This is a genomic window from Sorangium sp. So ce1335 (genome assembly GCF_051521615.1).
Classification (GTDB): Bacteria; Myxococcota_A; Polyangia; order Polyangiales; family Polyangiaceae; genus Sorangium.
In genome coordinates, this window is sequence record NZ_CP150363.1 from 6,453,323 (window position 1) to 6,475,437 (window position 22,115).

Here is a 22,115-nt window from a genome sequence, read left to right on the forward strand (position 1 = left end):
TCCATACCCAGGATCCAGAGGTCGCGCAAGGAGCTAGGCGGGCAGCCTCACCCGGTCGCGCCCGGAATCCCTGCTCGCAGGCTTTTCCGCTCGTGCCCCCCTGCCCTGTGCGCCGGGGGCGGCGCGCCCCAGCGCCCCGGGAGCGGCGGGCCGCCGCGGCGCGGCGTCAGCCGTCGCTGCCGAACACGATGTGCCGGCGGGCCCGCTCGCCGCCCGCGATCTCCGCGAGCGAGAGGCGCACGTCGCGCTCGGTGATCGTCCCGTCGATCGTCGCGAACGTCGCGGAGATGATCGGCGGGATGCGCCCGACGCCGGGGAAGCCCGGGGCCCACGTGAGCGCGTCGGCGAACGCGGCCTTCACCGCGGCGGCGACGGGCCCGTACGGGGCGAGGGGCACGTCGAGCGGCTCGAGCACCACGACGGCCCTGGCCCGCCCGAGCGTCTTGACCAGCTCCGCGCCGAAGAACGGGCGGAGCGCGCGCACGCCGACGAGGCCGACGCGCCGGCCCTGCGCGCGCAGGCTGCGCACGACCTCGCGGGCCGCCGGGAAGGCGCAGCCCACGACGACCATGATCTCCTCGGCGTCGGCGGTGTCGACGCGCTCGATGGCGCCGAGCGGCCGCCCGGTCAGCTCGCAGAGCTCGCGCATCGCGCTGGTGAGCGCGAACGGCACGCGCGCGCAGAAGCCCCGCTCGGCCCGCTTGCGCACGACGCCGCGGCCCTGGGGGCGCGGGCCCCCGTCGCCGTCGCTCTCGCCGGGGGCCACGTCGGTGAACGTCGGCGGGGTCCGCTCCGCGCCGAGGAAGCGCGCCGCGAGCGCGCGCGCGGCCCCGAGGCCGGACACGTCCGACGGCAGCGCATCGACGAGGTGCAGGAACGGCGTCTCGCTGTCCTCGGCGGCGCGCCGCGCCACGAGCGCCATGTCGGCGGCCTCCTGGCTGCTCCACGTCACGAGCACCCCCGCGCCGACGTCGAGCGCCGGCGCGAGCTCGTCGCGCCCCACGGCGAGCCCGCCGCGCCGCTCGATGACGTGCACCGTGAGCGGCGTCCGCACCGCCGCCGCCTCGCCGAGCGCGGCGAGGGCCCCGACGAGCTCGTGGGCGCCCAGCACGACGCTCGCCCGTTGCCCGGCGCGCGCGCGCGCCGCGGCGCCGCGGATCGCGTCGGAGGCGCTCGGGGCGCGCTCGATCGGCAGCTCGCCTGGCACCGCCGCGTGGGCGGCGAAGAGCGCGCCCCCCGTGGCCACCTCGACCACCGCGATCACCGCCGCCGGATCCGGCGGCGAGCCCAGAGCGTCAGGTCCTGCCATCCAGCCGTTCGTCACCCGAGCCGACCCCGAGGTCAAGCGCACGGGCGCGGCTCGCGGCCCGGGCCCTGGGCGGTCGTCCGCGCGCGCTGGCTCGGGCCGCCTCAGGCGGGCCACCTCAGGCGGCACCGGCGAGGCGCCATGCCGGCCCGGGACCGGCCCCGACCGGCGCCGACCGACGGCAGCGCGACAGCGTGCTCTCGGCAAAAAGCGACCGAGAAGAAATTGATCGCTTGACGGAATCGTACCCGCTTGATAGGAGGCGCTCTCCGTTTCGTCGGCCTCGCGCCGAGCGAGCGGGACACAGGCGCGTAGCTCAGTGGTAGAGCACTACCTTGACACGGTAGGGGTCGCCGGTTCGAAACCGGCCGCGCCTACAAATCAGCAGGAGACCTAGCCTGCGAGGTTTCATGGCCCTCGATCAGACAGCCCAGGCCGCCTCGGCGGCCCGCACCACGGTGCGCGAGGCTCTCGCCGACGACATCGCCAAGGACCGCACTGTCATCGGCGCCCGGGTCAACGGGCGCCTCCTCGACCTCCACACCCCCATCCTCCGCGACGAGGCGACCCGGATCGAGCCGGTGCGGACGACCGATCCGGACGGCCTGCGCATCATCCGGCACTCGACGGCGCACATCATGGCCGACGCCGTGCAGCGCCTCTTCCCGGGCACGAAGGTCACGATCGGCCCCGCCATCGACGCGGGGTTCTATTACGACTTCGACAAGCCGACCGGCCCCTTCACGGACGAGGATCTCGCCAAGATCGAGGCGAAGATGCGCGATATCATCGCCGCGGGCCGCCCGTTCCGGCGCGAGGTGGTGAACCGCGAGGCGGCGCACGAGCTCTTCGCGCAGATGGGCGAGACGTACAAGCGCGAGCTCATCGACGCGATCCCGCCGGGCGAGGACGTCTCGCTCTACCGGCACAGCGACGGCGAGCGCGAGTGGGTCGACCTCTGCGAGGGGCCGCACGTGCCGGACGCCTCGGTGCTCCAGGCCGTCAAGCTGGTCAGCGTGGCCGGCGCCTACTGGCGCGGCGACGAGCGCAACCCGATGCTCCAGCGCATCTACGGCACGGCGTTCCCGAGCCAGGCGGCGCTCGACGAGCACCTCAAGCTGCTCGCGGAGGCCAAGGAGCGCGACCACAGGAAGCTCGGGAAAGAGCTCGAGCTCTTCATGTTCCACGAGGTCGCGCCGGCGATGCCGTTCCTCCTGCCGCGCGGCGCCCAGGTCTACAACGCGCTCGTCCAGTACATGCGCGACCTCTACGTCGACTACGGGTACGAGGAGGTCATCACCCCGCAGATCTTCGACAAGCGGCTGTTCGATACGAGCGGTCACCTGCCGAACTACCGCGAGAACATGTACCTGCCGGTGACGGCGGAGCACCTGGACGCGATGCGGCTCGCGCTCCGGCTCGGCGTCTCCCCCGGCGAGGCGGACGCGGCCGCGTACAAGGAAGCGGACAAGAAGCGCGACGCCGCCGTCGTGGAGCAGCTCGCCGAGCTCGAGCGGCTCGCGCAGAAGCCGATGAACTGCCCGAGCCATTGCCTCATCTTCGGGCAGCGGCGGCGCAGCTACCGCGAGCTGCCGTGGCGGCTCGCCGATTTCGGCCGGCTCCACCGGTACGAGCGCGGCGGCGTCGTCCACGGGCTCGCCCGGGTGCGGAGCTTCTGCCAGGACGACGCCCATATCTTCTGCGCGCCGGAGCAGATGCACGGCGAGATCCAGTCGTTTTTGCGCCTCCTGCTCGAGGTGTACGCGGCGTTCCGGTTCGCCAAGATCGACATCAAGCTGGCGACCCGGCCCAAGAAGCGCATCGGCACGGACGCGCAGTGGGACGCCGCGGAGGGGGCGCTCGCGGACGCGCTGAAGCAGGCGGGCCTCCCCTTCGAGATCGCGCCCGAGGAGGGCGCGTTCTACGGCCCGAAGCTCGAGTTCCACGTCGAGGACGCGCTGCGCCGGAGCTGGCAGCTCGGAACGATCCAGGTGGACTACGCGCTGCCCGACCGGTTCGAGCTCGAGTACACGGGCGCCGACGGCGCAGCCCACCGTCCCGTGATGCTCCACCGGGCGATCCTCGGCTCGCTCGAGCGGTTCTTCTCGGTGTACCTCGAGCACATCGGGGGCGCTTTCCCGGCGTGGCTCGCCCCGGAGCAGGCGATCATCGTCACGGTCAGCGAGAAGCAGGCCGCCTACGCCCAGGAGGTTGTCGCCCACCTCCGGAGCCGCGGGCTGCGGGCGAGGGCCGATCTCAGCTCCGACAAGCTCGGCGCCAAGATCCGGGCGGCCCGGCTGACGCGCGTCCCGTACGTCGTCGTCGTCGGCGACAAGGAGGCGGAGGGCCGCAAGGTCGCCCCCCGGTCGCGCGACCTGAACAAGGACCTCGGGGCGATGCCGCTCGAGGAGTTCGCCGACCGGCTCGCCGCGGAGTCGAGGCCCCCTCGCCTCGCGGTGAGCGCATCGCGTTCGTGACCTGCCGTTCCGTCCGGATCCTCCCGCCGGCAGGCCCCTTCCCCACCCCCGTCGAGCCCGGTAGCCCCGGGCTCGGTACGCCCGAGCGACGCAGCGGCCGCCGTGCTTGCTGCCGTTGCCTGCGGCGCGGAGTCAGGCGACATTGGCGTGGTGATGGTCGCCGCGATCGGGATCGGTCGCGCAGCGGCGGTCCGTCGCTTTCAGAAGCACAGAACACAAGGAGGCAGCGAAATTCCACATGGCGATGAGACGCTTCGACCCTCGGCAGGCCCAGCGGGGGCCGCAGATCCGCATCAACCAGCGCATCCGCGTCCCGGAGATCCGCGTCATCGGCGATGATGGCGAGATGCTCGGCATCATGCAGACCCACGAGGCGCTGCGCCGGGCGCAGGAGAAGGGGCTGGACCTCGTCGAGGTCAACCCGAAGGCGGATCCTCCGGTCTGCAAGATCCTCGACTTCGGCAAGTACAAGTACGACGAGAAGAAGAAGGCCCGCGAGGCGAAGCGCAAGCAGAGTGTGGTGGAGATCAAGGAGATCAAGCTCCGTCCCAAGACGGACGACCACGATCTCGAGTTCAAGACCAGGGCTGCGCACCGGTTCCTCGGCGCGGGTCACAAGGTGAAGTTCACCGTGCGCTTCCGCGGCCGCGAGATCACGCACCCGGAGAAGGCGCAGGAGCAGCTCGACTGGATCGTCCAGCAGTGCGAGGAGATCGCGAACGTCGAGGTGCGCCCGATGATGGAGCAGCGCACGATGACGCTGATGATGGCGCCCAAGCCCGCCATCCTGCAGAAGGTCGCCCAGGCCCGCGCCGCCGCCGAGAAGGCCCGCCAGAAGGCGCTCCAGGAAGGCCGCGCCGCTCCGGCGACGGCCAACGACGAGGAAGAGGAGATCGAGAAGCTCGAGAGGCAGCTCGAAGAGCAGGACGACGACGAGGACGACGACGAGGCCGAGGGCAACGCGTAGAGCGCCCGGCGAGCGCGCGCCACGACGCCTGCCGCGAAGCGCGGGCGGCGGTGCGCGCCCGCCTCGGAGCCGGCGCGCGACGGTCGTGTCGCCGGTGCGCGTCCGCCGGAGGATCGGCGCGCGAGCGGCGCGGTGTCAGTGCGGGATCAGGCCGCCGAGCCACGCGCCCGCGGCGATGACCGCCAGCGCGGCGGCGATCAGCACGGCCTTCACGGCGCTGCCCGTTCCCTTGCCCTGATTGCCCTGCGGGACCGGCCCCGCGTCGAGGTTGCGCGGAGGCGCCACGGCGAGCGGCGGCGCTGCGGGCCGCAGCCCGGGCGCAAACTGTGGAGATGCCAGGGTCGTCTCGGGCCTCCTCTCGAGCGGCGGCTCCGCGGACGTGGGCGGCACGGGCGGCACGAACGGCGCGCGCGGCGGCTCCGCGGGTCCGGGCAGAGGAGCCGCCAGGGGCGGAGGCACTGCCCTGAGCGGAGAGGCTGCCGGCAACGTCGCGGGTGGGGCGACGAGCTCCGGCTCCTCGAGCGCGGCCAGGTTGCCCGCCTCGACCGACACCGCGGCCAGGGACCGCCGCATGAGGTCCTCCCCGGGCGCCGACACCTTGATCTCGTCGGCCCACTTGCCGATGTCCTCGAAGGCCGAGATCTTGAGCGGCTCGCTCAGCCGGGCGGTGCTCGGCGCCGCCTTGTCGTCCGGGATCGACGTGAACTCGAGGAGGGTCTCCTCGATGAGCCTGTCGATGAACGACGCCTTCTCCGAGGCGGGGGCGCGTCTCCGGAGCGCCATGGCGCTCCGGACGTGCTCGGCGATGTCGTAGGCGCTGACCGGCCGGCCGAACTTGTAGAGGAAATTCGTCAGATCGCGGCCGAACTCGCGCGCCGAGGCGTAGCGTTCGTCGGGCTCGCGGGCCAGCGAGCGGGCGATGATGCGATCGAGCTCGGGGGGAACGGCCTTGTTGATCCCGGAGAGCGGCGGGATCTGCGCCTGCTGCACGAGCTTGACGGTCTGGTAGTCGGTGTCGCCGAGGAAGAGCCGCTTGCCGGCGAGCATCTCCCAGAGGATGGCGCCCACCGCGAAGATGTCGGTGCGGTGATCGACCTCCAGGCCCTGCGCAGCCTCGGGCGAGAGGTAGCTGAACTTGCCCTTGATGATGCCCGCCTCGCTCTTCTCGAGCTGGCTCGTCGCCTTGGCGAGGCCGAAGTCGACGATCTTCACCTCGCCGTACTTGGTGATGAGCACGTTCGGGGGGGACATGTCCCGGTGCACGATCTTGAGCGGGTGCCCGTCGGCCGCCTTGAGCTCGTGGGCGTAGGTGAGCCCCTCGCAGAGCTTGGCCGTGATGAAGACGGCGGACTCGACCGGGAGCGTGCGGCCGGCCTTGCGCATCGACTCGAGGACGGCCTTCAGGTCGGCGCCGTCCACGTACTCCATCACGATGAAATACGCGTTGTCGCCGACGCCGATGTCGAACACCTGCGCGACGTTGGAGTGGGAGAGGTGCGCGGAGAGCCGCGCCTCGTCCAGGAACATGGCGATGAAGCGCTTCTTCTCGCTGAGGTGCGGGAGCACGCGCTTGATGGCGACCTGCTTCTTGAACCCCTCGATCCCCGCGCTCTCCGCGAGGAAGACCTCGGCCATGCCGCCCGAAGCGAGCCGCTCGACGACCCGGTAGCGCTGCTGCTGGTGGGCTTCCGTCATGCTCCGCCTAGTACATCACGTCCCACGCGGTGCGCGGAAACAACCAGCGCGCCGCGCCGGCGCGCCCTGGGGCCCGGCGCGCGGCGGCGTGGGCTTTGTTACGAGCGCGTTCCAGGTCTCCTGAACGCGCTCCGTGTCGCGCTCCCGGACGCGGGCGCTCGCGGGTTTCGCCGAGGACAGGCGCGCGGACGACGCGGGCTCAGCCCGTGAGCGCGCTCCTCGCGAACGCGCGGGGCGCAGGCGCGAGCGGCACCGCGACCGCGCGCGGGCGGCTCCTCGGCGCGACGAGCGCGCGCTGCCGCGGCGTCAGCTCGAGCTGCGCGGCGGCGCGCTGGCGGCGATCGTCGAGCTCCGCGGCGAGCATCTCCTTCACCGTCTCGAGCAGCTCCGGGAAGCCCGAGAGGCGCAGCCCGATGTCGTTCGTCCAGAGGATGACCTCGAGCTCGCCGTCAGGCGCCCTCGCCTCCGGATCCCACGCGAAGACGGTCTCGGCCGCCGCGTCGATGCCAAACGGAACGAGCGCGCTCCGCGCGCCGTGTCGGCCGCGCACCCTCGCCGGCGCGGCGTCGCGATCGCCTCCGCCGCCCGTCTCCTCGCCCCCGCAGAGATCGAGCACCATCCGCCCGACGTCCATGTACGAGCCGCGCGCGAGCGCGCGCACCCCGAGCAGGCTGGCCCCCTCGAAGAGCTGCGGCCAGCCGTCGTGCCGCGCGAGCAGCTCACGGTAGCTCGGCGGCAGCGGCATCCCGAGCCGACGCTCGACGCCCGCGATCGCCGCCTCGGACGCGCCCGCCGGCGGCGCGATCGGCATTCCCCGCCGCGGGTCCATCCGCGCGAGCTCCAGCTTGAGCGCGCGGATGCGGTGCATCGACTCGAGCCACTCCATGCGCGCGACCCTAAGCGCAGCGCGCGCGAAAGAGCAAAAAACGCGCGACACAAGGCGCCGCGACGCCGTCGGGGGCGCGGAGCGCGGGCGCTCGACGCCATCCTTGACGCCAATTTCCGCCGGCGGCACGGTGCTTGCGTGGCCGGCTTGGGCTCCTGGGCGTCGCTCCGCAGCGCCCGCACCGCGTTCGTTGTGGCGGGCACCGCGTTCGTGTTCGTGTCGCTCGCGACCGCGTGCCTCGACTACGCGGGCGAGGCGCTGTTCGACCAGTGCGACACGCCCGCGGCGCCGCTGCCCGGCTCGGGCTCCGGCTCGGGCGCGATCGTCGACGCCGGCGCGGACGCGCCGGACTGCGGCGCGCCGACGCACGCGCCCGGATCGGGCTCCGGCTCGGGGTCGTGAGGGGGGCGCGGCGCGACGCCATCGCGCTCGCCGCGCTCGCCGTCGCCGCGCTCGCCGCGCGCCTGCTCTTCCGCATCGACCACGACGAGGACATCGACGCGCTCCGGTTCGCGCTCGGCGTGGAGCGCTTCGACGTGGCCGAGCTCCGCCCGCACGCGCCGTACTACCCCGTCTTCATCGCCGCCGCGAAGGGGGTCGCGCTGCTCGGCGCGACGCCGCAGGCCGCGCTCGGCGTCGTCAGCGCCGCGTCGGGCGCGGCCGTCGTCGCCTTCACCGCGCTGCTCGCGCGCGCCGTCGCCGGGCGGCGCGCCGCGGCTTTCGCCGGCGTCCTCGCGCTCGCCTCGCCGTTCCTGTGGCTCTCTTCCGAGAAGCTCCTCAGCGACATGGCCGGCGCCGCGGTGACGACCGCGGCGCTCTGGCTCTGCGCGCGCGCCCGGCGCCTCGACCGCGCGGCGCGCGTCGCGCCCGCCGCGCCGCCCGGGGCCGCTCGGACCGAGCCGGCCGCCGCGCTCCCTCAGGCCGATCCGCGCGCCGCGCGAGCGCGCACGGGCGCCCTCGTGCTGCTCGGCGCGGGGCTCGGCGTGCGCCTCTCGTACTTCCCGTTCGCGCTCGCCTGCCTCGCCGTCATCGCCCGCGCCGAGGGCGGCCGCCTCGCGTGGCTCGCGCGCGGCCGCGACCTCGCGACCGGCGTGCTCGCGTGGCTCGTGCCGCTCGTGCTGATCGCGACGCCGCGCGACCTCGTCGCGACCACGTGGGTGCAGGGGCTCGGGCACTTCACCCGCTGGGGGGGCACGGCGATCACCGTCTCGTCGCCGCTCGATCGCCTCCACGGCGTCGTCTGGGGCCTCTGGGCCAACGGCCTCGGCGGCGCGTGGCCGGACGCACCGGCGGCGCGGTGGCTCGGCGCGCCGCTCCTCGCCGCGCTCCTCGCCGCCGCGGCGCTCCGCGCCGTCCCTCTCCGCCGCGCGGTGCGCGCGGCGCGCGATCAGCCCGAGCTCTGGGCCTCCGCGCTCGCGTACTTCGTCTGGGCGCTCCTCGGACAGAACATCGCCTACAAGCCGCGGCACTGGCTGCCGCTCGTCCCGCTCCTCCTCGTCGCCCTCGCCGCGGGCGCGGCGTCGCTCGCGCCGGCGGGCGCGGCCGCGGCGCGCGCGACGCGCCGGATCCCGGTCCGCGCCGCGGCGCCCGCCGCCCTCGTCGCGGCGCTCGCGGCGCAGTGGTTCGCGGACGGGCTCTCCCTCGCGCGCCAGCACCAGGCTCCCTCGCCGGCGGCCTCGATCGTGGGCTTCCTCCGCGAGCACGGCGCCGAGCAGCGGCCCGTGCTCACGCGCGACCTCGACCGGATGATCCTGGAGGGCGCGCCGGGCCGGCGGCCGGTGCGCGTCCGCAGCGACGCCGCGCTGGTCCACGCCGTCGAGGAGGCCGGCCCCGCCGGCGCGCTCCTCACGAGCGAGGCGCTCTCGCCGGCGGCGCGCGGCGTCCTCGCCGGCCGCGGCTACGCGATCTCGATCCGCCACGCGCGCCCGCGCTCGCGCTACGTCGACGCGCTCTGGAGCGATCTCGCCCTGCTCGAGGCGGTGCCGCCCGCGCCGCCCGTCGATAGAGCGCAGCCGCCGTCGCCCCGCGCCGCGCCCTCGCGCTGAACAACGAGGTTGACCTCCGTTTTCAGGGGCGCGAAGACTCGCGCCTCGCCGGGCGCCCGGTCCTCGTCCATGAAAGCGACCTCGTCCTTGCGGCATCGCCCTGCGGGTGCCGCCCTCAGCGCGCTGCTGCTTTCCCTCGCCGCGGCCACGCCAGCGGCCGCGCAGCCCGCGGCACCTCCGCCCGCGGCAGCACCTCCGCCATCACCGGCACCTCCGCCATCACCGGCACCTCCGCCATCACCGGCACCTCCGCCATCACCGGCACCTCCGCCATCACCGGCACCTCCGCCCGCGCCCGCCCCGGAGCCCGCAGCAGCTCCTCCTCCCGCGCCCGCCCCGGGGCCCGCAGCGGATGGCCCGGCCCTCGATCTCGCCCCCGAGCACGCCGCCCCGCCACCCGACGCGCCGGAGCCCGCCGTCGGCCTGGGCGCCGGACGGGCGCCGGAGCACGAGCTCGCGCGCGGCATGACCGAGCAGCGGTTCCGGAGCGCCGCGGCGAGCGCCAGCAACACCTCCATCGGCGGCTACGGCGAGGTGCACGTCCGCGGCACCACGACCGGCCGCGAGGGCGAGCGCGCGTGGGTCGCCGACATCCCCCGGCTCGTGCTCTTCGTCGCGCACGAGTTCACGAGCGACATCCGGTCCTACGTCGAGCTCGAGGTGGAGCACTCGCTCTCCTGCGCGAGCTGCCCCGGCGCCGCGGAGCTCGAGCAGGCCTACGTCGAATGGAACGCGAAAGGCCGCGCGCTCGGGCTGCGCGCCGGCCTCGTGCTCGTCCCGATGGGGATCATCAACCAGTGGCACGAGCCGCCGGTGTTCCACGGCGTCGTCCGGCCGAAGGTCGAGACCGTCGTCATCCCCTCGACGTGGCGCGAGATCGCGATCGGCGCCTTCGGCCAGCCGCTCGACTGGCTGCGCTTCGAGGCCTACGCGATGACCGGCCTCGATCCGCTCGGCTTCCGCGCCGGCGGCCTCGCCGGCGGGCGGCAGAGCGGCGGCCTCGCCCGCGCCAACGCGTGGGCCGGCGTCGCCCGCGTCGAGGCGGAGCCGCTGCTCGGCGCGATCGCCGGCGCGTCCGTGTACGCGAGCGACGCTGGACCGAACGGCGACGGCGAGTTCTTCCTCCGCGACGGCACCCCGGTGGACCTCACCGTCCCCGTCTTCGGCTGGTCGATCGACGCGCGCTGGCGCAGGAGCGGCATCGAGGCGCGGGTCCTGTTCGCCGAGTGGCACCTCCCCGAGGCGCGCGCCCTCATGGTCTCGTTCAACGCGAGCGGCGCGCCCAATTTCATCGACCCGACGAGCCCTGTCGGTAGCCGCATCCGCGGCGGCTACGTCGAGGCCGCCTACGACGTCCTCCGCCCGCTCGGCCTCGGCCACGAGCTGCTGCCGTTCGCGCGCCTCGAGGCGTACGACACGCAGTCCGCTGTGCCCGAGGGCTTCGCGGCGAACGCGTCGTACGGCGTCCGCGAGCTCACGCTCGGGGCCTCGTACCGCCCGACCCAGGGCGTCGTGCTCAAGGCCGACTATCAGCTCCGCGACCGCAGGCTGGGGTTCGACCAGACGCAGCTCAATTTCGGGCTCGGGTTCATGTACTGAGCGCGGGGGCCGAGCGCACGCCATGTCACTCCGCCCAGGCGACGCCGGGCCCGAGCGCCTCGTCGTCGGCGCCGGGATCTCCGGCCTGTACGCGGCCCTGCTGCTCGCGCGCGCCGGCCGGCGCGTGCGCCTCCTCGAGCGCGCGGCGCGCCCCGGCGGGCTCGCCGGCGCCGAGGCGTTCCGCGGGCTGCCGTGCGATCTCGGCTCGCACCGGCTCCACCCGGCCGCGCTCGATCAGCCGCTCTTCCGCGAGGTGCACGCGCGCGCCCCGCTCCTCGTGCGCCCGCGGCGCGGGGTGCTCGTGCTCGGCGAGCGCCACGTCCCCTACCCTCCGAGCGCGACCTCGATGCTCCGCGCGCTCGGCCTCCGCGCCGGCGCCGCCATGGGCCTCGGCTTCGTGGCGCAGCGCGGCCGCCGCGCGGCGTTCGCCCGCTGGGAGCACGACCGCGCGCTCGCGGGCGAGGACGTCGGCTTCGAGCGGTTCGTGCGCGATCGCGTCGGGGCGGCGGCGTACGCGTCGTTCTACAGGCCCTACGCCGAGAAGGTCTGGGGCATCCCGCCGTCCGAGCTGTCGCAGACCGTGGCGAAGAAGCGGATCAGCACGACGAGCCCGCTCGCGCTCTTCAGGGGCCTCGCCCGCGGCGGCGCCGCGGCGGAGCTCGCGCGGTTCGTCTACCCGCCCGGAGGGATCTCGTCGATCATCGCGTACCTCGAGGCGCGGCTCGCGGAGGCCGGCGTCCGGGCCGAGTGCGGGACGGGCTTCGACCTCGCCGCGATGCGCGCGCGCGCCGGCCGCGGGCCCGTCCTGTTCGCGGGCGACCTCGCGGACCTCGTGCCCGACAGCCGGCTAGAGCACCGCGGCCTCTACCTCGTTTACCTCGCCTACCCGCGCGCGCGGGTGGGCACGCCGGAGACGTACTACTGCCCCGACCCGCGCTTCTGGTTCGGCCGCGTCTCCGAGCTGCAGAACTACGCGCCCGATCTGCGCCGCCCAGGCGAGACGGTGCTGTGTGTGGAGATCCCCGAGGGCGCCTGGGGGCGCGGGCGCGACTTCGCCGCGGGCCGGCCGCTCGAGGCGCTCCTCGACCAGCTCGTGCGCGCCGGCATCGCCCCGCGCGGGGTCGCGCCGGTCGAGGCCCGGCAGCGGTTCGTGCCGAGCGTGTACCCGCTCTACCGGCGCGGCTGGCTCGCGGACTGGCGGGCCGCCATGCGCCGCGCCGCCGCGCTCGGCGCGCTGCCGTTCGGGCGGCAGGCGCTGTTCCTTCACTGCAACCTCGACCACTGCGCCGCGATCGCGGCCGACGCGGTGGCGCACGTCGAGTCCGGCAAGAGCCCGGAAGCCTGGGTGCTGGACGCGGAGCGCTACCTCGACGTCCAGGTGCGCGACTGAGGCCCCCGCGCCGCGGAAGCCACGGGATCCAGCGCCCGGACGCTGTTGACGTTGACTTTCATGAGTGACAGCCTCGTCGGAGCGTTGATGCATCCTTCCCGTGCCGCCCACTTCACAGCCGCCGCGGCGTTCGCGCTCCTGCTCGCGGCCCTCCCCGCCCACGGCGCGACGTACTGGACGGTCCCGGCCGTCCTGAAGAGCTTCTTCGCGAGCTCGAAGAAGGTCGGATACCGCAAGGTCGTCCTGAGCGACGCCGAGGCGCAGGAGATCGGCAAGAAGCTCGGGGCGCCGGTCAAGCGCGAGTGGGTCGTGTACGTCGCGGAGTCCGACGGCAAGACCGACGGCTACGCGATCAAGGACGAAGAGAAGGGGATGCACGAGCCGATCGACTTCGCCGTGAAGTTCTCGACGGCCGGCGTCGTGGAGCGGATCGAGATCCTGGAGTATCGCGAGGCGTACGGCGACGAGGTCCGCGGCGATCGCTTCCGCGCGCAGTTCCGCGGCAAGACGGCGAACGACCCGATCACCGCGGGCAAGGACATCGACATCGTGTCGGGCGCGTCGATCTCGTCCCGCTCCGTGGCGCTCGGCGTCAAGCGCGACACGCTCGTCCTCCAGCTCGCGCTGAAGCGCGGCGGGCTATGAGGGACTTCACCGCGGCAGCGGGGCGGCTGAGGTCGCTCTCGCTGGGCGCGAAGCTCCTCTATACGGCGTTCACCGTCGCCTCGATCGTTGGCCTCCTCGTGTCGTGGCGCCTCTACGGGGCCATGGTGCAGGACGCAGGGTCCGCCGGGTACTATGCGGGCGCGGCGGTGGTCGCGCCGGCGCCGCCCGCCACGACGCAGGCGGACGCCCCGGCCGAGGGGCCGGCGCTCGATCTCGGCCCGGAGCTCGATCTGCCCGCGACGCCCGAGGCGCCGCGCGTGCTCGTCGAGCAGATCTCCGAGCGGAAGCTGCTCGAGGTGACCCACTTCCACCTCTTCTCCGTGCCCGTGTACGTGCTGATCCTCGCCCACCTCTGGCTGCTCGCGAGGCTGCCGTCGTGGCTGCACACAGCGGGCGTCGTGGCCGCTGTCGCTGCCAGCGGGCTGCACATGGCGACGCCGTGGCTCATCCGGGGCGCGCCCGGCGCCGCGGCGCTGATGCCGATCTCCGGCGTGGCGATGCTCCTGTCGCTCGGCGCCATGGCGGTCGTCTCGACCGTGGACATGTGGCTGCCGAGGCGAACGCGGCGGGGCGAGGCGGCGCCGCCCGCGGAGCCGGGACCCGCGGAGCCGGGATAGGGCCAGGCCGCGCCGAGCTGGCGCGACATCGCGCTTGCCGTGTTCCACGGATCGTTCGCAGATCAGGTTGTGGGGGGCATCCGCAGGATGGTTTCCCCCTTCGTCGTTGCACCGGCCAGCGGAGAGGCGCGGGGAACGCGCGAAAGAAGAGCGTCTGTCGAGGACCTGGGCGTGGCTCGCGCCAGCATGGTGACCTCCTTCGTGCGTCTCACGAAGTATCTCTCCTCCTATGCTCCTCGTGAGCAGGTTCGGAGGGGCCCTGAGCCAGAGGACGCCAGATCGGGAGTCACCGGCGGACAGAGGAGCTCCGGGAGGCCATGCCGAGCAGGACGCCGTGGCGGGAGCTCACCACCTCTGTGCGAGCTGGACCGGTCGAGGTGAGGCGCGTGGCTCAGGACCCCTGCCGAACCCACTCGAAGGTGTAAACACCGATCCTCGCGTGTCAACGCCCGCGCGGCGCGGGCGCCTCACCGCTTCCCGCCCCGCTTGATCCAGCGGGACGTGAGCGACCAGGCGAGCTCCAGCACGTCCTTGCTCTCGAACGGCTTTGTCAGGAGCCGCAGCTCGGGCCGCCTGAGGCGCCGGATCACGTCGTGCCACGAATAGTCCGAGTAAGCGCTGCAGATCACGGCCTCGATGTCCGGACACTCGCACCAGATCCGCTCGAGCGTCTCGATGCCGTCCCAGCCCGGCGGCATCCGCATGTCCACGAACATCAGCGCGTAGGGGCGGCCGCTCCGCTGCATCCGACGGGCCTTCTCGTAGCCCTCCTGCCCCTGGCAGGCGCCGTCCACCTGGAACGTGGTCCTCGCCGCCGGGGCTGGCGCCGCGAAGATCGCCGCGTCGAGCGCGTCGAGGTCCGACGCGGCCCCGTGGTCCGGGCAGAGCAGCCTCTGGAAATCGCGGTGGATCGCCGGGTTGTCGTCGATGACGAGCACCCTGCGGACATCGCCGCCTCGGGTGGATTCAGGTCCAGTCCAGGGCGTGGGGGGCGGCGGCGACAGGAAGCGCGACGAGCCCCCCTGGGTCGCCGCCGCCTTCATCGGACCGAGGAGCTTGTCGTTGCTATGCACCATCGAAGAACCCCGCCTTTGCGCGATGCCCACGAACACCGAGGCTCGCGGTCGGGAGCGCCGCGCGAGAGAGCACGGGGTCCGGCGAGACAGGGTAGATATTCAAGGACAGCCGCATGTCACGTCGCGGCGCCGTCGGAGGCCCTGGCCTCGGGCAAGGTCATCGACGCGACCGGATCGCTCGCCCCCCGGGTCGCAGACAGTGAAACGGCGCCGCCTGGTCAAGTCCCCCCCCGATCCCGGCGCCATCGCTCCGACGAAGCGAAAGCGCCACATCCGTTGCGCGGAAGTCTCTTAGTAAAGAAGTTTGTATTTCGAAGCAAGTATGTTTCGAACGCTGCAGTCGGCCGGAGCGTGAAACACGACGCGCGCGTGGTGCCTTGTTGAACAATTGAACCAGCGGCTCCGCACACGGTACCAGCGTGGCACAGAGCTACGATTTGAACGGAACCACGGCGCGCGACCCGCGTGGGAGGTCCGCGCCCGGAGGAACAGCGCTCCGACCTGGACGCACAAGGCACACCTCGCCGCCATGGCGGTGAGCGCCTCGGAGAGGGTGAGGTGTGCCGGGGCGGCCCGGGCGCGGGCGGCGGCGGAGGAGCGCGGCAGGGGCGCGAGCGCGGCGGGCGAGGCGCCGCCGCGCTGCTCGGGGCGCTGGACCGAGCGTCGGGCTACGCGTCGCGCTCGGGGACGAGCCAGAGCACCCCGAGCGGCGGGAGCGTCAGCACGATGGATTGCGGGAAGCCGTGGCAGGGGACGTCCTCGACCTCGACGCGGCCCATGTTGCCGACGCCGCTGCCGCCGTACTCGGTCGCGTCCGTGTTGAGGACCTCCAGGTACGCGCCGCGGCGCGGGACGCCGATACGGTACTGGTGGCGCGGGACCGGCGTGAAGTTGCCGATGAACACGACGTGGACGCCCGACGGCGACATCTGATCTCCCGCGCCGTCCCCGTAGCGGATGAACGAGATCACCGTCTGCATGTTGTCGGTGCAGTCGATCCACCGGAATCCGTGGTGCTCGTCGTCGAGCTCGTACATCGCCGGGTACTTCTTGTAGAGCGCGTTGATGTCCGTGAGCAGCCGCTTCAGCCCGGCGTGCTGCGGGACGTTGAGCAGGCCCCAGTCGAGCTCCGTCTTCTCGCTCCACTCGGCGAACTGGCCGAACTCGCCGCCCATGAAGAGCAGCTTCTTGCCCGGGTGCGCCCACATGTAGCCGTAGAGCGCGCGCAGGTTCGCGAGCATCTGCCAGTAGTCGCCGGGCATCTTCGAGAGCAGCGCCCGCTTGAGGTGGACGACCTCGTCGTGGCTCAGCGGCAGGAGGAACTTCTCGGAGAAGGCGTAGATGAGCCCGAACGTGAGCTGGTGATAGTGGAACGCGCGGTGGATGGGCTCGTGCTTGAAGAAGTCGAGCGTGTCGTGCATCCACCCCATGTTCCACTTGAAGTCGAAGCCGAGCCCGCCGACGTACGTCGCGTGGGTCACCGACGGCCAGGCGGTGGACTCCTCGGCGCAGAGCATCGCGCCCGGGTGGCGCTCGTGGACCCGGTTCGACAGCTCGCGGATGAAGTCGATGGCCTCGATGTTCTCGCGGCCGCCGTACCGGTTCGGCACCCAGTCCCCGCCCTGCGCGGCGTAGTCGAGGTAGAGCATCGAGGCGACCGCGTCGACCCGCAGGCCATCGACGTGGAACTCGTCGAGCCAGTAGAGGGCGTTGGCGACAAGGAAGTTCCGCACCTCGTGGCGGCCGTAGTTGAAGATGTACGTGTTCCACTCGCGGTGCTCGCCGAGCCGCGGGTCGAGGTGCTCGTAGAGCGCCGTGCCGTCGAACCGGCCGAGCGCCCACGCGTCCTTCGGGAAGTGCGCCGGGGTCCAGTCGAGGATCACGCCGATCCCCCGCTGGTGGAACCGGTCGATGAGGTACCGCAGGTCGTCGGGATCGCCGAAGCGGCTGGTCGGGGCGAAGTAGCCGGCCACCTGGTAGCCCCACGATCCGTCGAACGGGTGCTCCATGACCGGCATGAGCTCCACGTGGGTGAAGCCGAGCTCGACGACGTAGTCGACGAGGTGGTCGGCGAGCTCGCGGTACGTCATCCACCGCATGCCGTGCTCGTACGGGGGCCCCTCGCCCGGCACGCGGCGCCAGGAGCCGGCGTGCACCTCGTAGATCGCGATCGGCTTCTTGCGGGAGTCGAGCCGCCCGCGCTCCTTCATCCACGCGTCGTCCTGGAACGTGTAGCGGCTGGTCGTGACCCGGGCGGCGGTGGCGGGCCGGAGCTCCATCGCCTGCGCGAGGGGATCGGTCTTCACCGTGAGGTGCCCCTCCTGGGTCTTGATCTCGTACTTGTAGAGCGCGCCCTCGCCGAGGCCGGGGATGAAGATCTCCCAGAAGCCCTCGCCCATCCGGCGCATGGCGCTGCGGCGGCCGTCCCAGCAGTTGAAGTCGCCGATGACGCTCACGCGCCGCGCGTTCGGGGCCCAGACGGCGAACGCCGTCCCGGACACGCCGTCGACCTCGCGCACGTGGGAGCCGAGGACGCGGTAGAGCTCCCAGTGCTTCCCCTCCGCGAGGAGGTGGAGATCGATCTCGCCGAGCGTGGGCCGCATGGCGTACGGGTCGCGCTCCACCGAGGCGTTCCCGTCCGGATGGCGCAGGTCGAGCTGGTAGTGGAAGCGGCCGTCCTTCGGGTAGGACACGCCGGGGAAGCGCGCCTCGAACAGGCCCGCCGGGTGCACGCGCTTCATCCGCAGCTTCGGCAGCGACGGATCGTCCGGCAGCACCTTGATCTCGGTGGCGTCGGGGCGGAAGACGCGGACCACCAGGTCGTCGCCCACCTCGTGCGGGCCGAGCACATGGTGGGGGTCCGGGTGCTCGACAGCCACGATGCGATCGACTTCAGGCGCGATGAGATCGACTTCTCGTTGTTCCAACATGTCGGGGTCTGCCTATACCGGCTCCTTTCGCCGACGTCATGCCGAGAGTCCGCCCGAGACGAGAGCCAGGCTCACCCTGACGAAGCCGGCCCCGGCCCTCGCCGGGCGGCCGCCCCTGGCGCAGCGGCCGTGTGCCCATCATTTGTCCGCAGTGCAACATCGGACGTCCGGGGGCCGATCGCGCGCGCTGGCCGAGAAAACAGGGGGCATGCGCATTTGCTGCACCTTCGCAGGAGGGGTAGGGTCCCGGCGCCGAGCAGCGAGCCGCGGAGGCCGTCCGGCAAGAACGCGGGGCTCGAGAGGCGGAGGGATCGAACATGGGTCAGGTGGTGAGCGAACGCGCGATCGGGGGCAACGGCGGCGGTCCGGGCGTGAACGGGCACGGGGGCGAGACGATCCGCAGCTACGCGCCGGCGACCGGGGAGCTCCTCGGGGAGGTCCCGAACAGGAGCGCCGAGGAGGTGCGGGCCGCGGTCGCGCGGGCGCGGCGCGCGCAGGAGGCGTGGGGCGCGCTGCCGGTCGAGGAGCGCTGCCAGCGCGTTCTCCGCTTCCGCGACGCCATCGTCGACCGCGCCGACGAGATCGTCGACCTGCTCTCGCGCGAGTGCGGCAAGCCGCGCCACGAGGCGCTCTTGCACGAGGTGCTCGTCGCGGCGGACATGGCGACGTACTTCGCGGACATCGCGCCGAAGGCGCTCGAGCCGCGCGAGATCAAGCTCCACCTCTTCAAGCACCGGCGCAGCTGGGTCCACCACGTCCCGCGCGGCGTCGTCGGCGTGATCTCGCCGTGGAACTTCCCGTTCCAGCTCGCGCTGCGCGACGTGCTCGCGGCGGTCGTGGCCGGCAACGCGGCCGTGCTCAAGCCGAGCGAGGTGACGCCGCTCATCGCGATGAAGCAGAAGGAGATCTGGGACGGCGCGGGCATGCCGGAGGATCTGTTCCAGGTCGTCACGGGCTACGGTCCGACCGGCGCGGCGCTCATCGACAGCGGCATCCAGATGCTCGTGTTCACGGGCAGCGTGAGCACCGGCAAGCGGGTGGCGGCGGCGTGCGGGGAGCGGCTCATCCCGTGCGTGATGGAGCTCGGCGGCAAGGCGCCGCTCATCGCGTGCGCGGACGCCGACGTCGAGCGCACGGCGCAGGCGATCGTCTTCGGCGGGTTCGCGAACGCGGGGCAGGTCTGCCTCTCGGTGGAGCGGGTCTACGCGCACCGCGAGATCCACGACAAGCTGCTCGAGCGCACGGTCGAGATCACGCGGGGGCTGAGCCAGGGCGACCCGGGCAAGGAGTTCGTCGACGTCGGGGCGATCATCTTCGCGCCGCAGATCGAGGTGGCCGAGCGGCACATCAAGGACGCTGTCGACAAGGGCGCCAGCGTGAAGGTGGGCGGCAAGCGCGCGCAGGGGCAGGGCCAGTTCTTCGAGCCGACGATCCTCGCGGGCTGCGATCACGCGATGACGGTGATGAAGGAGGAGATCTTCGGGCCGGTCGTGCCGTTCATGCAGGTCGCCACCGAGGAGGAGGCGATCCGCCTCGCGAACGAGTCGCACCTCGGGCTGAACGCGTACGTCTTCTCGGAGGACACCGACCACGCGCGGCGGCTCGCCGAGCGCCTGCAGGCGGGCAGCGTGCTGGTGAACGACGTGCTGATGAACGGCGCCCTGCCCGACGCGCCGTTCGGCGGCGTCAAGCAGAGCGGCTTCGGCCGGGTGATGGGCGAGGACGGGCTGCGGCAGATGTGCGAGGTCAAGCACATCAACGCGGACCGCGTCGCGCTCGGGTCGAAGGATCCGATCTGGTTCCCCTACACCGAGGCGTCGTACGGCTGGTTCAAGCGGGGCATGCGCGCGCTCTACTCGAGCGGGGGCTGGCTGCGGCGCATCGGCGAGCTGTTCTAGGGCAGGAAGGCGGGTGCGGGCGCCACGGCGGTAGCGGGCCGGCCGGGTGCCAGGCAGGACGGCCGCCGGGGGGGACGGTGGCGCCTGGCCTTCGCGAGAGACCGACAGACGCGGCCCTTGCTCCCGTGCCCCCTTCCGATCCACGCTGGGTCCATGGCCACCCGCCCCGACGCCTTGCCGAGCGACCCCATCCTTGCGGCCATCGGCCGCGCGCCGCGTGTGCAGAGGCTCACGCCGGAGCAGCGCGCCGAGCTCGAGCAAGACCTCGCCGACATCGCGGCGGGCCGAGCGCGCCTCGTCGCGCACGAGGATCTGCCGCAGGCCCTGGAGGAGCTGTCCCGCAAGCACGACGGATGAGCTTCCGCGTCGTCTGGAACTTCCCCGCCCTTGCGACGTTTTACAGCCTGCCGATGCACTCGGCTTTCATGATCGACCGGGCGGTCGTGCGCTTCGCGGAGACGGGCGAAGGCGAGCTCGCCTGGGAGCCGCCCTATCACCTCCTCCGCGCGGGCTTCCACGACGCGGTGCTCGCGATCGATCGCGAGGCGCGGACGATCACCGTGCTTCGCATCTATCGCGTTCGCTGAGCGCTACATCGCCGAGGGGAGCCTGGGCCTCGGGCGCCGGTGGTCTCGTCGATCGGCGATCTCGGGCTGAAGGCATGTGCTGCGAAGCCGCCCCGCGGGGCGCCGGGATCCAGCGCCCCGCGAGCGGTGAGACGCGTCGCTTCAGATCGGCGCGGGCTCGACGGGCGTGGGCTCGGCTGGCTTTGCCTCGGCCGGCTTGGTCTCGGCCGGCTTGGCCTCGACCGGCGTTGTCTCGACCGGCGCCGGCTCGACCGGCGCGGCGGCGCTGCCCCGGCGCTTCGGGCGGAGCCTCCGCAGGGCGTTGCGGAACGAGGCGGCGCTGAAGCGGCGCTTCGCCTCGGGCATGTCCCAGCAGGCGTTGACGCCGGCGGCGCGCGCCTCGTGCCCGAGCAGCGTGGCGTACGTCACGATGGAGTTGCGGAGGACCATGGCCTCCTCGCGGTTCCGCAGGCCGAGGATGCCGAGCAGGTCGCGGCCGCTCACCTCGTCGAGCAGGACGCTCCCTTCGCGCAGGAAGTCCTCGGTGAGGCCGACCGGCGTCAAGCGGGCCTGGTGCTGCCGGGCGAGGCGGAGGAGCATGCCGAGGTCGCTGACCTCCTCGTCGAGGGTGCCGCTCGTGTTCACGTCGGCGAACTGCTCGGCGACGTCCGGCTCGAAGACGAACGCCTGGTCGGCGAACGCCTTGAGCCGCGCGCGCCAGGGCCGGCTCGCCTTGAGCACCTGCTCGATCGATCGCACCTGGTAGGCGCCGGTGCGCTTGCCCTCGCCGAACCAGAGGTTCGCCGTATCGAGGAGCTGGATGGCGCCGCGGAGCAGCGCGCGGCGCTCGGGGCCGTACGCCTTGCTCGCGAGCGCCGCCTCGTACTGGACGACCGACAGGTAGAGATCCCGGAGCTCCGTGAGCGTGGTCGAGATGGGCTGGCTCGGCTCCATGACCTCGCGGACGATGCGGTCCATCTCGGGGCGCGCCTGCTCGAGGAGGGCCTGAAACTCCGCGGGGGTGCCGACCGCGCGGGTCTCCTTCAGGACGGCGTGCTGCTCTTGTGAGAGTTCGATTCCCATAACCTACCTCCTGGTGGGGTGGTGGCCAGTGTGGACGTCGTGGCCAGCGGGCGGTCGTAGCACGGCAGCAGAGCCCGGCATCACCGCAGCAGGCCCTGGACCTCTGGGGAGCATGGTTGCGTCGCAGAGGAGCAACGCCAGCGCTTCCGGGACGCGGCCCGGCGGGGACGGGCAACGGGACCAGCGGGCCGGGAATCGCGGCCGGCGCGGCGGGGCGCGTGCACCAGCAGGGCGGAGGAGCGACGCCAGCGCAGCGGGGCGGCTGCGCCAGCAGGTCGGAGGAGCGTACCCAGCACGTCGGGGGACGGGGCCAGCAGCGCGGGGGAGCTGCACCAGCGGGTGCTGACAAGGGACCCGGACGTGCTGGCGAGCGTCCGTGACCTGCTGGCGAACGTCAGGGACCTGCTGGCCAAGGTGCGGGTGCACCGGCTGGGGGCGTTATGGGTGGCTTGCTCGACGGCACGCCGGTGCTTCCGGAGCTTACTTTCCCGTGATGAGCGCGCTGATTTTCTCTCCCGTCGCGCTGTGTTCGAGGATCGCCTTGAGGAGCTCTTCGAAGGAGGCGCGATCGTTGGCCGAGTCGAAGCGATTCTCCCAGCGGAGCCTCACGGGGTATCCGAGCTCCCCGAAGGTTACCTCGGCCAGCGGCGTGAAGGGGCCCGTGTCGAGCCGCGCCGCGAGCGCAGTGATCGTCTGACGCGGCGCGGGTATGCCCATGAGAACCTCGGCGTGGGACGCCTCTCGCACCGCATGCTCGACGGTCTCGAATCGAAGCGCGATGGGCGCCCCCGTGATCGTTGCCACCTCCGCCGACGCGGCGGCGAGCACCTCCTCCATCTCCTTTCGTGCCTCCGCCGCACGCTTGTGAGCGTCGAGCCCCTTCTTCAGTGCTTCTCCAAAGCTGGCCATAGATC

At 72.7% G+C, this 22,115-nt stretch carries 19 protein-coding genes and 1 tRNA gene; 12 read left to right on the forward strand and 8 right to left on the reverse strand.

The genetic code is table 11. The features are described 5' to 3' along the window. Positions 1-166 precede the first annotated feature (166 nt). On the reverse strand, positions 167-1,309 hold the full coding sequence (locus tag WMF24_RS23825; RefSeq protein WP_437738734.1) for a transketolase: 1,143 nt from the start codon (positions 1,307-1,309) through the stop codon (positions 167-169). A 302-nt stretch (positions 1,310-1,611) separates the two neighbouring features. Between WMF24_RS23825 and WMF24_RS23830 the strand changes: the two genes are divergently transcribed. From WMF24_RS23830 to infC, 3 genes are all read left to right on the forward strand, one after another. Next, positions 1,612-1,683, forward strand: a tRNA-Val gene (locus WMF24_RS23830). A 33-nt stretch (positions 1,684-1,716) separates the two neighbouring features. Further along, positions 1,717-3,783: a threonine--tRNA ligase gene (gene thrS, locus WMF24_RS23835; protein WP_437738735.1), complete on the forward strand. Its 2,067-nt coding sequence runs from the start codon at positions 1,717-1,719 to the stop codon at positions 3,781-3,783. A gap of 238 nt (positions 3,784-4,021) precedes the next feature. Next, positions 4,022-4,750, forward strand: a complete 729-nt coding sequence (gene infC / locus WMF24_RS23840) for a translation initiation factor IF-3 (protein ID WP_437738736.1) — start codon at positions 4,022-4,024, stop codon at positions 4,748-4,750. A 135-nt stretch (positions 4,751-4,885) separates the two neighbouring features. Here the strand turns inward: infC and WMF24_RS23845 are convergent, their stop codons facing one another. Continuing rightward, a complete protein-coding gene (locus WMF24_RS23845; protein WP_437738737.1) occupies positions 4,886-6,445 on the reverse strand; it encodes a serine/threonine protein kinase in 1,560 nt (519 codons plus the stop codon). 199 nt (positions 6,446-6,644) lie between these two features. Next, positions 6,645-7,331, reverse strand: a complete 687-nt coding sequence (locus tag WMF24_RS23850; RefSeq protein ID WP_437738738.1) for an SMI1/KNR4 family protein — start codon at positions 7,329-7,331, stop codon at positions 6,645-6,647. 138 nt (positions 7,332-7,469) lie between these two features. Here WMF24_RS23850 and WMF24_RS23855 point away from each other — a divergent pair, with 138 nt between their 5' ends. Together WMF24_RS23855 and WMF24_RS23860 are read left to right on the forward strand one after the other, a co-directional pair. Then, positions 7,470-7,733 (forward strand): hypothetical protein, encoded by a 264-nt coding sequence (locus tag WMF24_RS23855; protein ID WP_437738739.1) that lies wholly within the window; start codon positions 7,470-7,472, stop codon positions 7,731-7,733. Further along, on the forward strand, positions 7,730-9,376 hold the full coding sequence (locus tag WMF24_RS23860) for a hypothetical protein (RefSeq protein ID WP_437738740.1): 1,647 nt from the start codon (positions 7,730-7,732) through the stop codon (positions 9,374-9,376). The genes WMF24_RS23855 and WMF24_RS23860 overlap by 4 nt, the downstream gene beginning before the upstream one ends. Before the next feature lie 115 nt (positions 9,377-9,491). Here the strand turns inward: WMF24_RS23860 and WMF24_RS23865 are convergent, their stop codons facing one another. Beyond that, on the reverse strand, positions 9,492-9,650 hold the full coding sequence (locus tag WMF24_RS23865; protein WP_437738741.1) for a hypothetical protein: 159 nt from the start codon (positions 9,648-9,650) through the stop codon (positions 9,492-9,494). A gap of 191 nt (positions 9,651-9,841) precedes the next feature. Between WMF24_RS23865 and WMF24_RS23870 the strand changes: the two genes are divergently transcribed. The 4 genes from WMF24_RS23870 to WMF24_RS23885 all read left to right on the forward strand — a co-directional run bounded on the left by WMF24_RS23870 (position 9,842) and on the right by WMF24_RS23885 (position 13,648). Beyond that, the gene (locus WMF24_RS23870; RefSeq protein WP_437738742.1) at positions 9,842-10,975 is read left to right on the forward strand and encodes a hypothetical protein; all 1,134 of its coding nucleotides are present in this window, start codon (positions 9,842-9,844) and stop codon (positions 10,973-10,975) included. Positions 10,976-10,997: 22 nt separating this feature from the next. Further along, positions 10,998-12,365 carry a protoporphyrinogen/coproporphyrinogen oxidase gene (locus tag WMF24_RS23875; RefSeq protein WP_437738743.1) on the forward strand — a complete coding sequence of 456 codons (1,368 nt, stop codon included), beginning with the start codon at positions 10,998-11,000 and terminating at the stop codon, positions 12,363-12,365. 87 nt (positions 12,366-12,452) lie between these two features. Further along, positions 12,453-13,010: an FMN-binding protein gene (locus tag WMF24_RS23880; RefSeq protein WP_437738744.1), complete on the forward strand. Its 558-nt coding sequence runs from the start codon at positions 12,453-12,455 to the stop codon at positions 13,008-13,010. Beyond that, positions 13,007-13,648, forward strand: a complete 642-nt coding sequence (locus WMF24_RS23885; RefSeq protein WP_437738745.1) for a hypothetical protein — start codon at positions 13,007-13,009, stop codon at positions 13,646-13,648. Before WMF24_RS23880 ends, WMF24_RS23885 begins: the two co-directional genes overlap by 4 nt. 467 nt (positions 13,649-14,115) lie before the next feature. On the opposite strand, the gene WMF24_RS23890 is transcribed toward WMF24_RS23885, so the two are convergent. Next, the gene (locus WMF24_RS23890) at positions 14,116-14,724 is read right to left on the reverse strand and encodes a response regulator (protein ID WP_437738746.1); all 609 of its coding nucleotides are present in this window, start codon (positions 14,722-14,724) and stop codon (positions 14,116-14,118) included. Positions 14,725-15,392: 668 nt separating this feature from the next. Continuing rightward, complete coding sequence (gene glgB, locus WMF24_RS23895; protein ID WP_437738747.1) at positions 15,393-17,654, reverse strand: 1,4-alpha-glucan branching protein GlgB; 2,262 nt, start codon at positions 17,652-17,654, stop codon at positions 15,393-15,395. A gap of 317 nt (positions 17,655-17,971) precedes the next feature. Between glgB and WMF24_RS23900 the strand changes: the two genes are divergently transcribed. From WMF24_RS23900 to WMF24_RS23910, 3 genes are all read left to right on the forward strand, one after another. Next, on the forward strand, positions 17,972-19,552 hold the full coding sequence (locus WMF24_RS23900; protein ID WP_437729672.1) for an aldehyde dehydrogenase family protein: 1,581 nt from the start codon (positions 17,972-17,974) through the stop codon (positions 19,550-19,552). Between the two features lie 153 nt (positions 19,553-19,705). After that, the gene (locus WMF24_RS23905) at positions 19,706-19,909 is read left to right on the forward strand and encodes a hypothetical protein (protein ID WP_437729673.1); all 204 of its coding nucleotides are present in this window, start codon (positions 19,706-19,708) and stop codon (positions 19,907-19,909) included. Beyond that, positions 19,906-20,139, forward strand: coding sequence for a hypothetical protein (locus tag WMF24_RS23910; protein ID WP_437729674.1), 234 nt, complete (start codon positions 19,906-19,908; stop codon positions 20,137-20,139). The genes WMF24_RS23905 and WMF24_RS23910 overlap by 4 nt, the downstream gene beginning before the upstream one ends. Positions 20,140-20,280: 141 nt before the next feature. Here the strand turns inward: WMF24_RS23910 and WMF24_RS23915 are convergent, their stop codons facing one another. Both WMF24_RS23915 and WMF24_RS23920 read right to left on the reverse strand, forming a co-directional pair. Next, positions 20,281-21,201 carry a hypothetical protein gene (locus WMF24_RS23915; protein ID WP_437729675.1) on the reverse strand — a complete coding sequence of 307 codons (921 nt, stop codon included), beginning with the start codon at positions 21,199-21,201 and terminating at the stop codon, positions 20,281-20,283. 480 nt (positions 21,202-21,681) lie between these two features. Next, positions 21,682-22,110, reverse strand: a complete 429-nt coding sequence (locus tag WMF24_RS23920; RefSeq protein ID WP_437729676.1) for a hypothetical protein — start codon at positions 22,108-22,110, stop codon at positions 21,682-21,684. Positions 22,111-22,115: the final 5 nt, after the last annotated feature.

Bases quoted from the DNA above. Each gene is read 5' to 3' on its own strand.
- WMF24_RS23890 (WP_437738746.1), bottom strand. From the start codon at position 14,724: ATGGTGCATAGCAACGACAAGCTCCTCGGTCCGATGAAGGCGGCGGCG.
- thrS (WP_437738735.1), top strand. From the start codon at position 1,717: ATGGCCCTCGATCAGACAGCCCAGGCCGCCTCGGCGGCCCGCACCACG.
- glgB (WP_437738747.1), bottom strand. From the start codon at position 17,654: ATGTTGGAACAACGAGAAGTCGATCTCATCGCGCCTGAAGTCGATCGC.
- WMF24_RS23850 (WP_437738738.1), bottom strand. From the start codon at position 7,331: ATGGAGTGGCTCGAGTCGATGCACCGCATCCGCGCGCTCAAGCTGGAG.
- WMF24_RS23910 (WP_437729674.1), top strand. From the start codon at position 19,906: ATGAGCTTCCGCGTCGTCTGGAACTTCCCCGCCCTTGCGACGTTTTAC.
- WMF24_RS23845 (WP_437738737.1), bottom strand. From the start codon at position 6,445: ATGACGGAAGCCCACCAGCAGCAGCGCTACCGGGTCGTCGAGCGGCTC.
- WMF24_RS23905 (WP_437729673.1), top strand. From the start codon at position 19,706: ATGGCCACCCGCCCCGACGCCTTGCCGAGCGACCCCATCCTTGCGGCC.
- WMF24_RS23880 (WP_437738744.1), top strand. From the start codon at position 12,453: ATGCATCCTTCCCGTGCCGCCCACTTCACAGCCGCCGCGGCGTTCGCG.
- WMF24_RS23920 (WP_437729676.1), bottom strand. From the start codon at position 22,110: ATGGCCAGCTTTGGAGAAGCACTGAAGAAGGGGCTCGACGCTCACAAG.
- WMF24_RS23900 (WP_437729672.1), top strand. From the start codon at position 17,972: ATGGGTCAGGTGGTGAGCGAACGCGCGATCGGGGGCAACGGCGGCGGT.
- WMF24_RS23915 (WP_437729675.1), bottom strand. From the start codon at position 21,201: ATGGGAATCGAACTCTCACAAGAGCAGCACGCCGTCCTGAAGGAGACC.
- WMF24_RS23875 (WP_437738743.1), top strand. From the start codon at position 10,998: ATGTCACTCCGCCCAGGCGACGCCGGGCCCGAGCGCCTCGTCGTCGGC.
- WMF24_RS23870 (WP_437738742.1), top strand. From the start codon at position 9,842: ATGACCGAGCAGCGGTTCCGGAGCGCCGCGGCGAGCGCCAGCAACACC.
- infC (WP_437738736.1), top strand. From the start codon at position 4,022: ATGGCGATGAGACGCTTCGACCCTCGGCAGGCCCAGCGGGGGCCGCAG.
- WMF24_RS23825 (WP_437738734.1), bottom strand. From the start codon at position 1,309: ATGGCAGGACCTGACGCTCTGGGCTCGCCGCCGGATCCGGCGGCGGTG.
- WMF24_RS23865 (WP_437738741.1), bottom strand. From the start codon at position 9,650: ATGGCGGAGGTGCCGGTGATGGCGGAGGTGCCGGTGATGGCGGAGGTG.
- WMF24_RS23885 (WP_437738745.1), top strand. From the start codon at position 13,007: ATGAGGGACTTCACCGCGGCAGCGGGGCGGCTGAGGTCGCTCTCGCTG.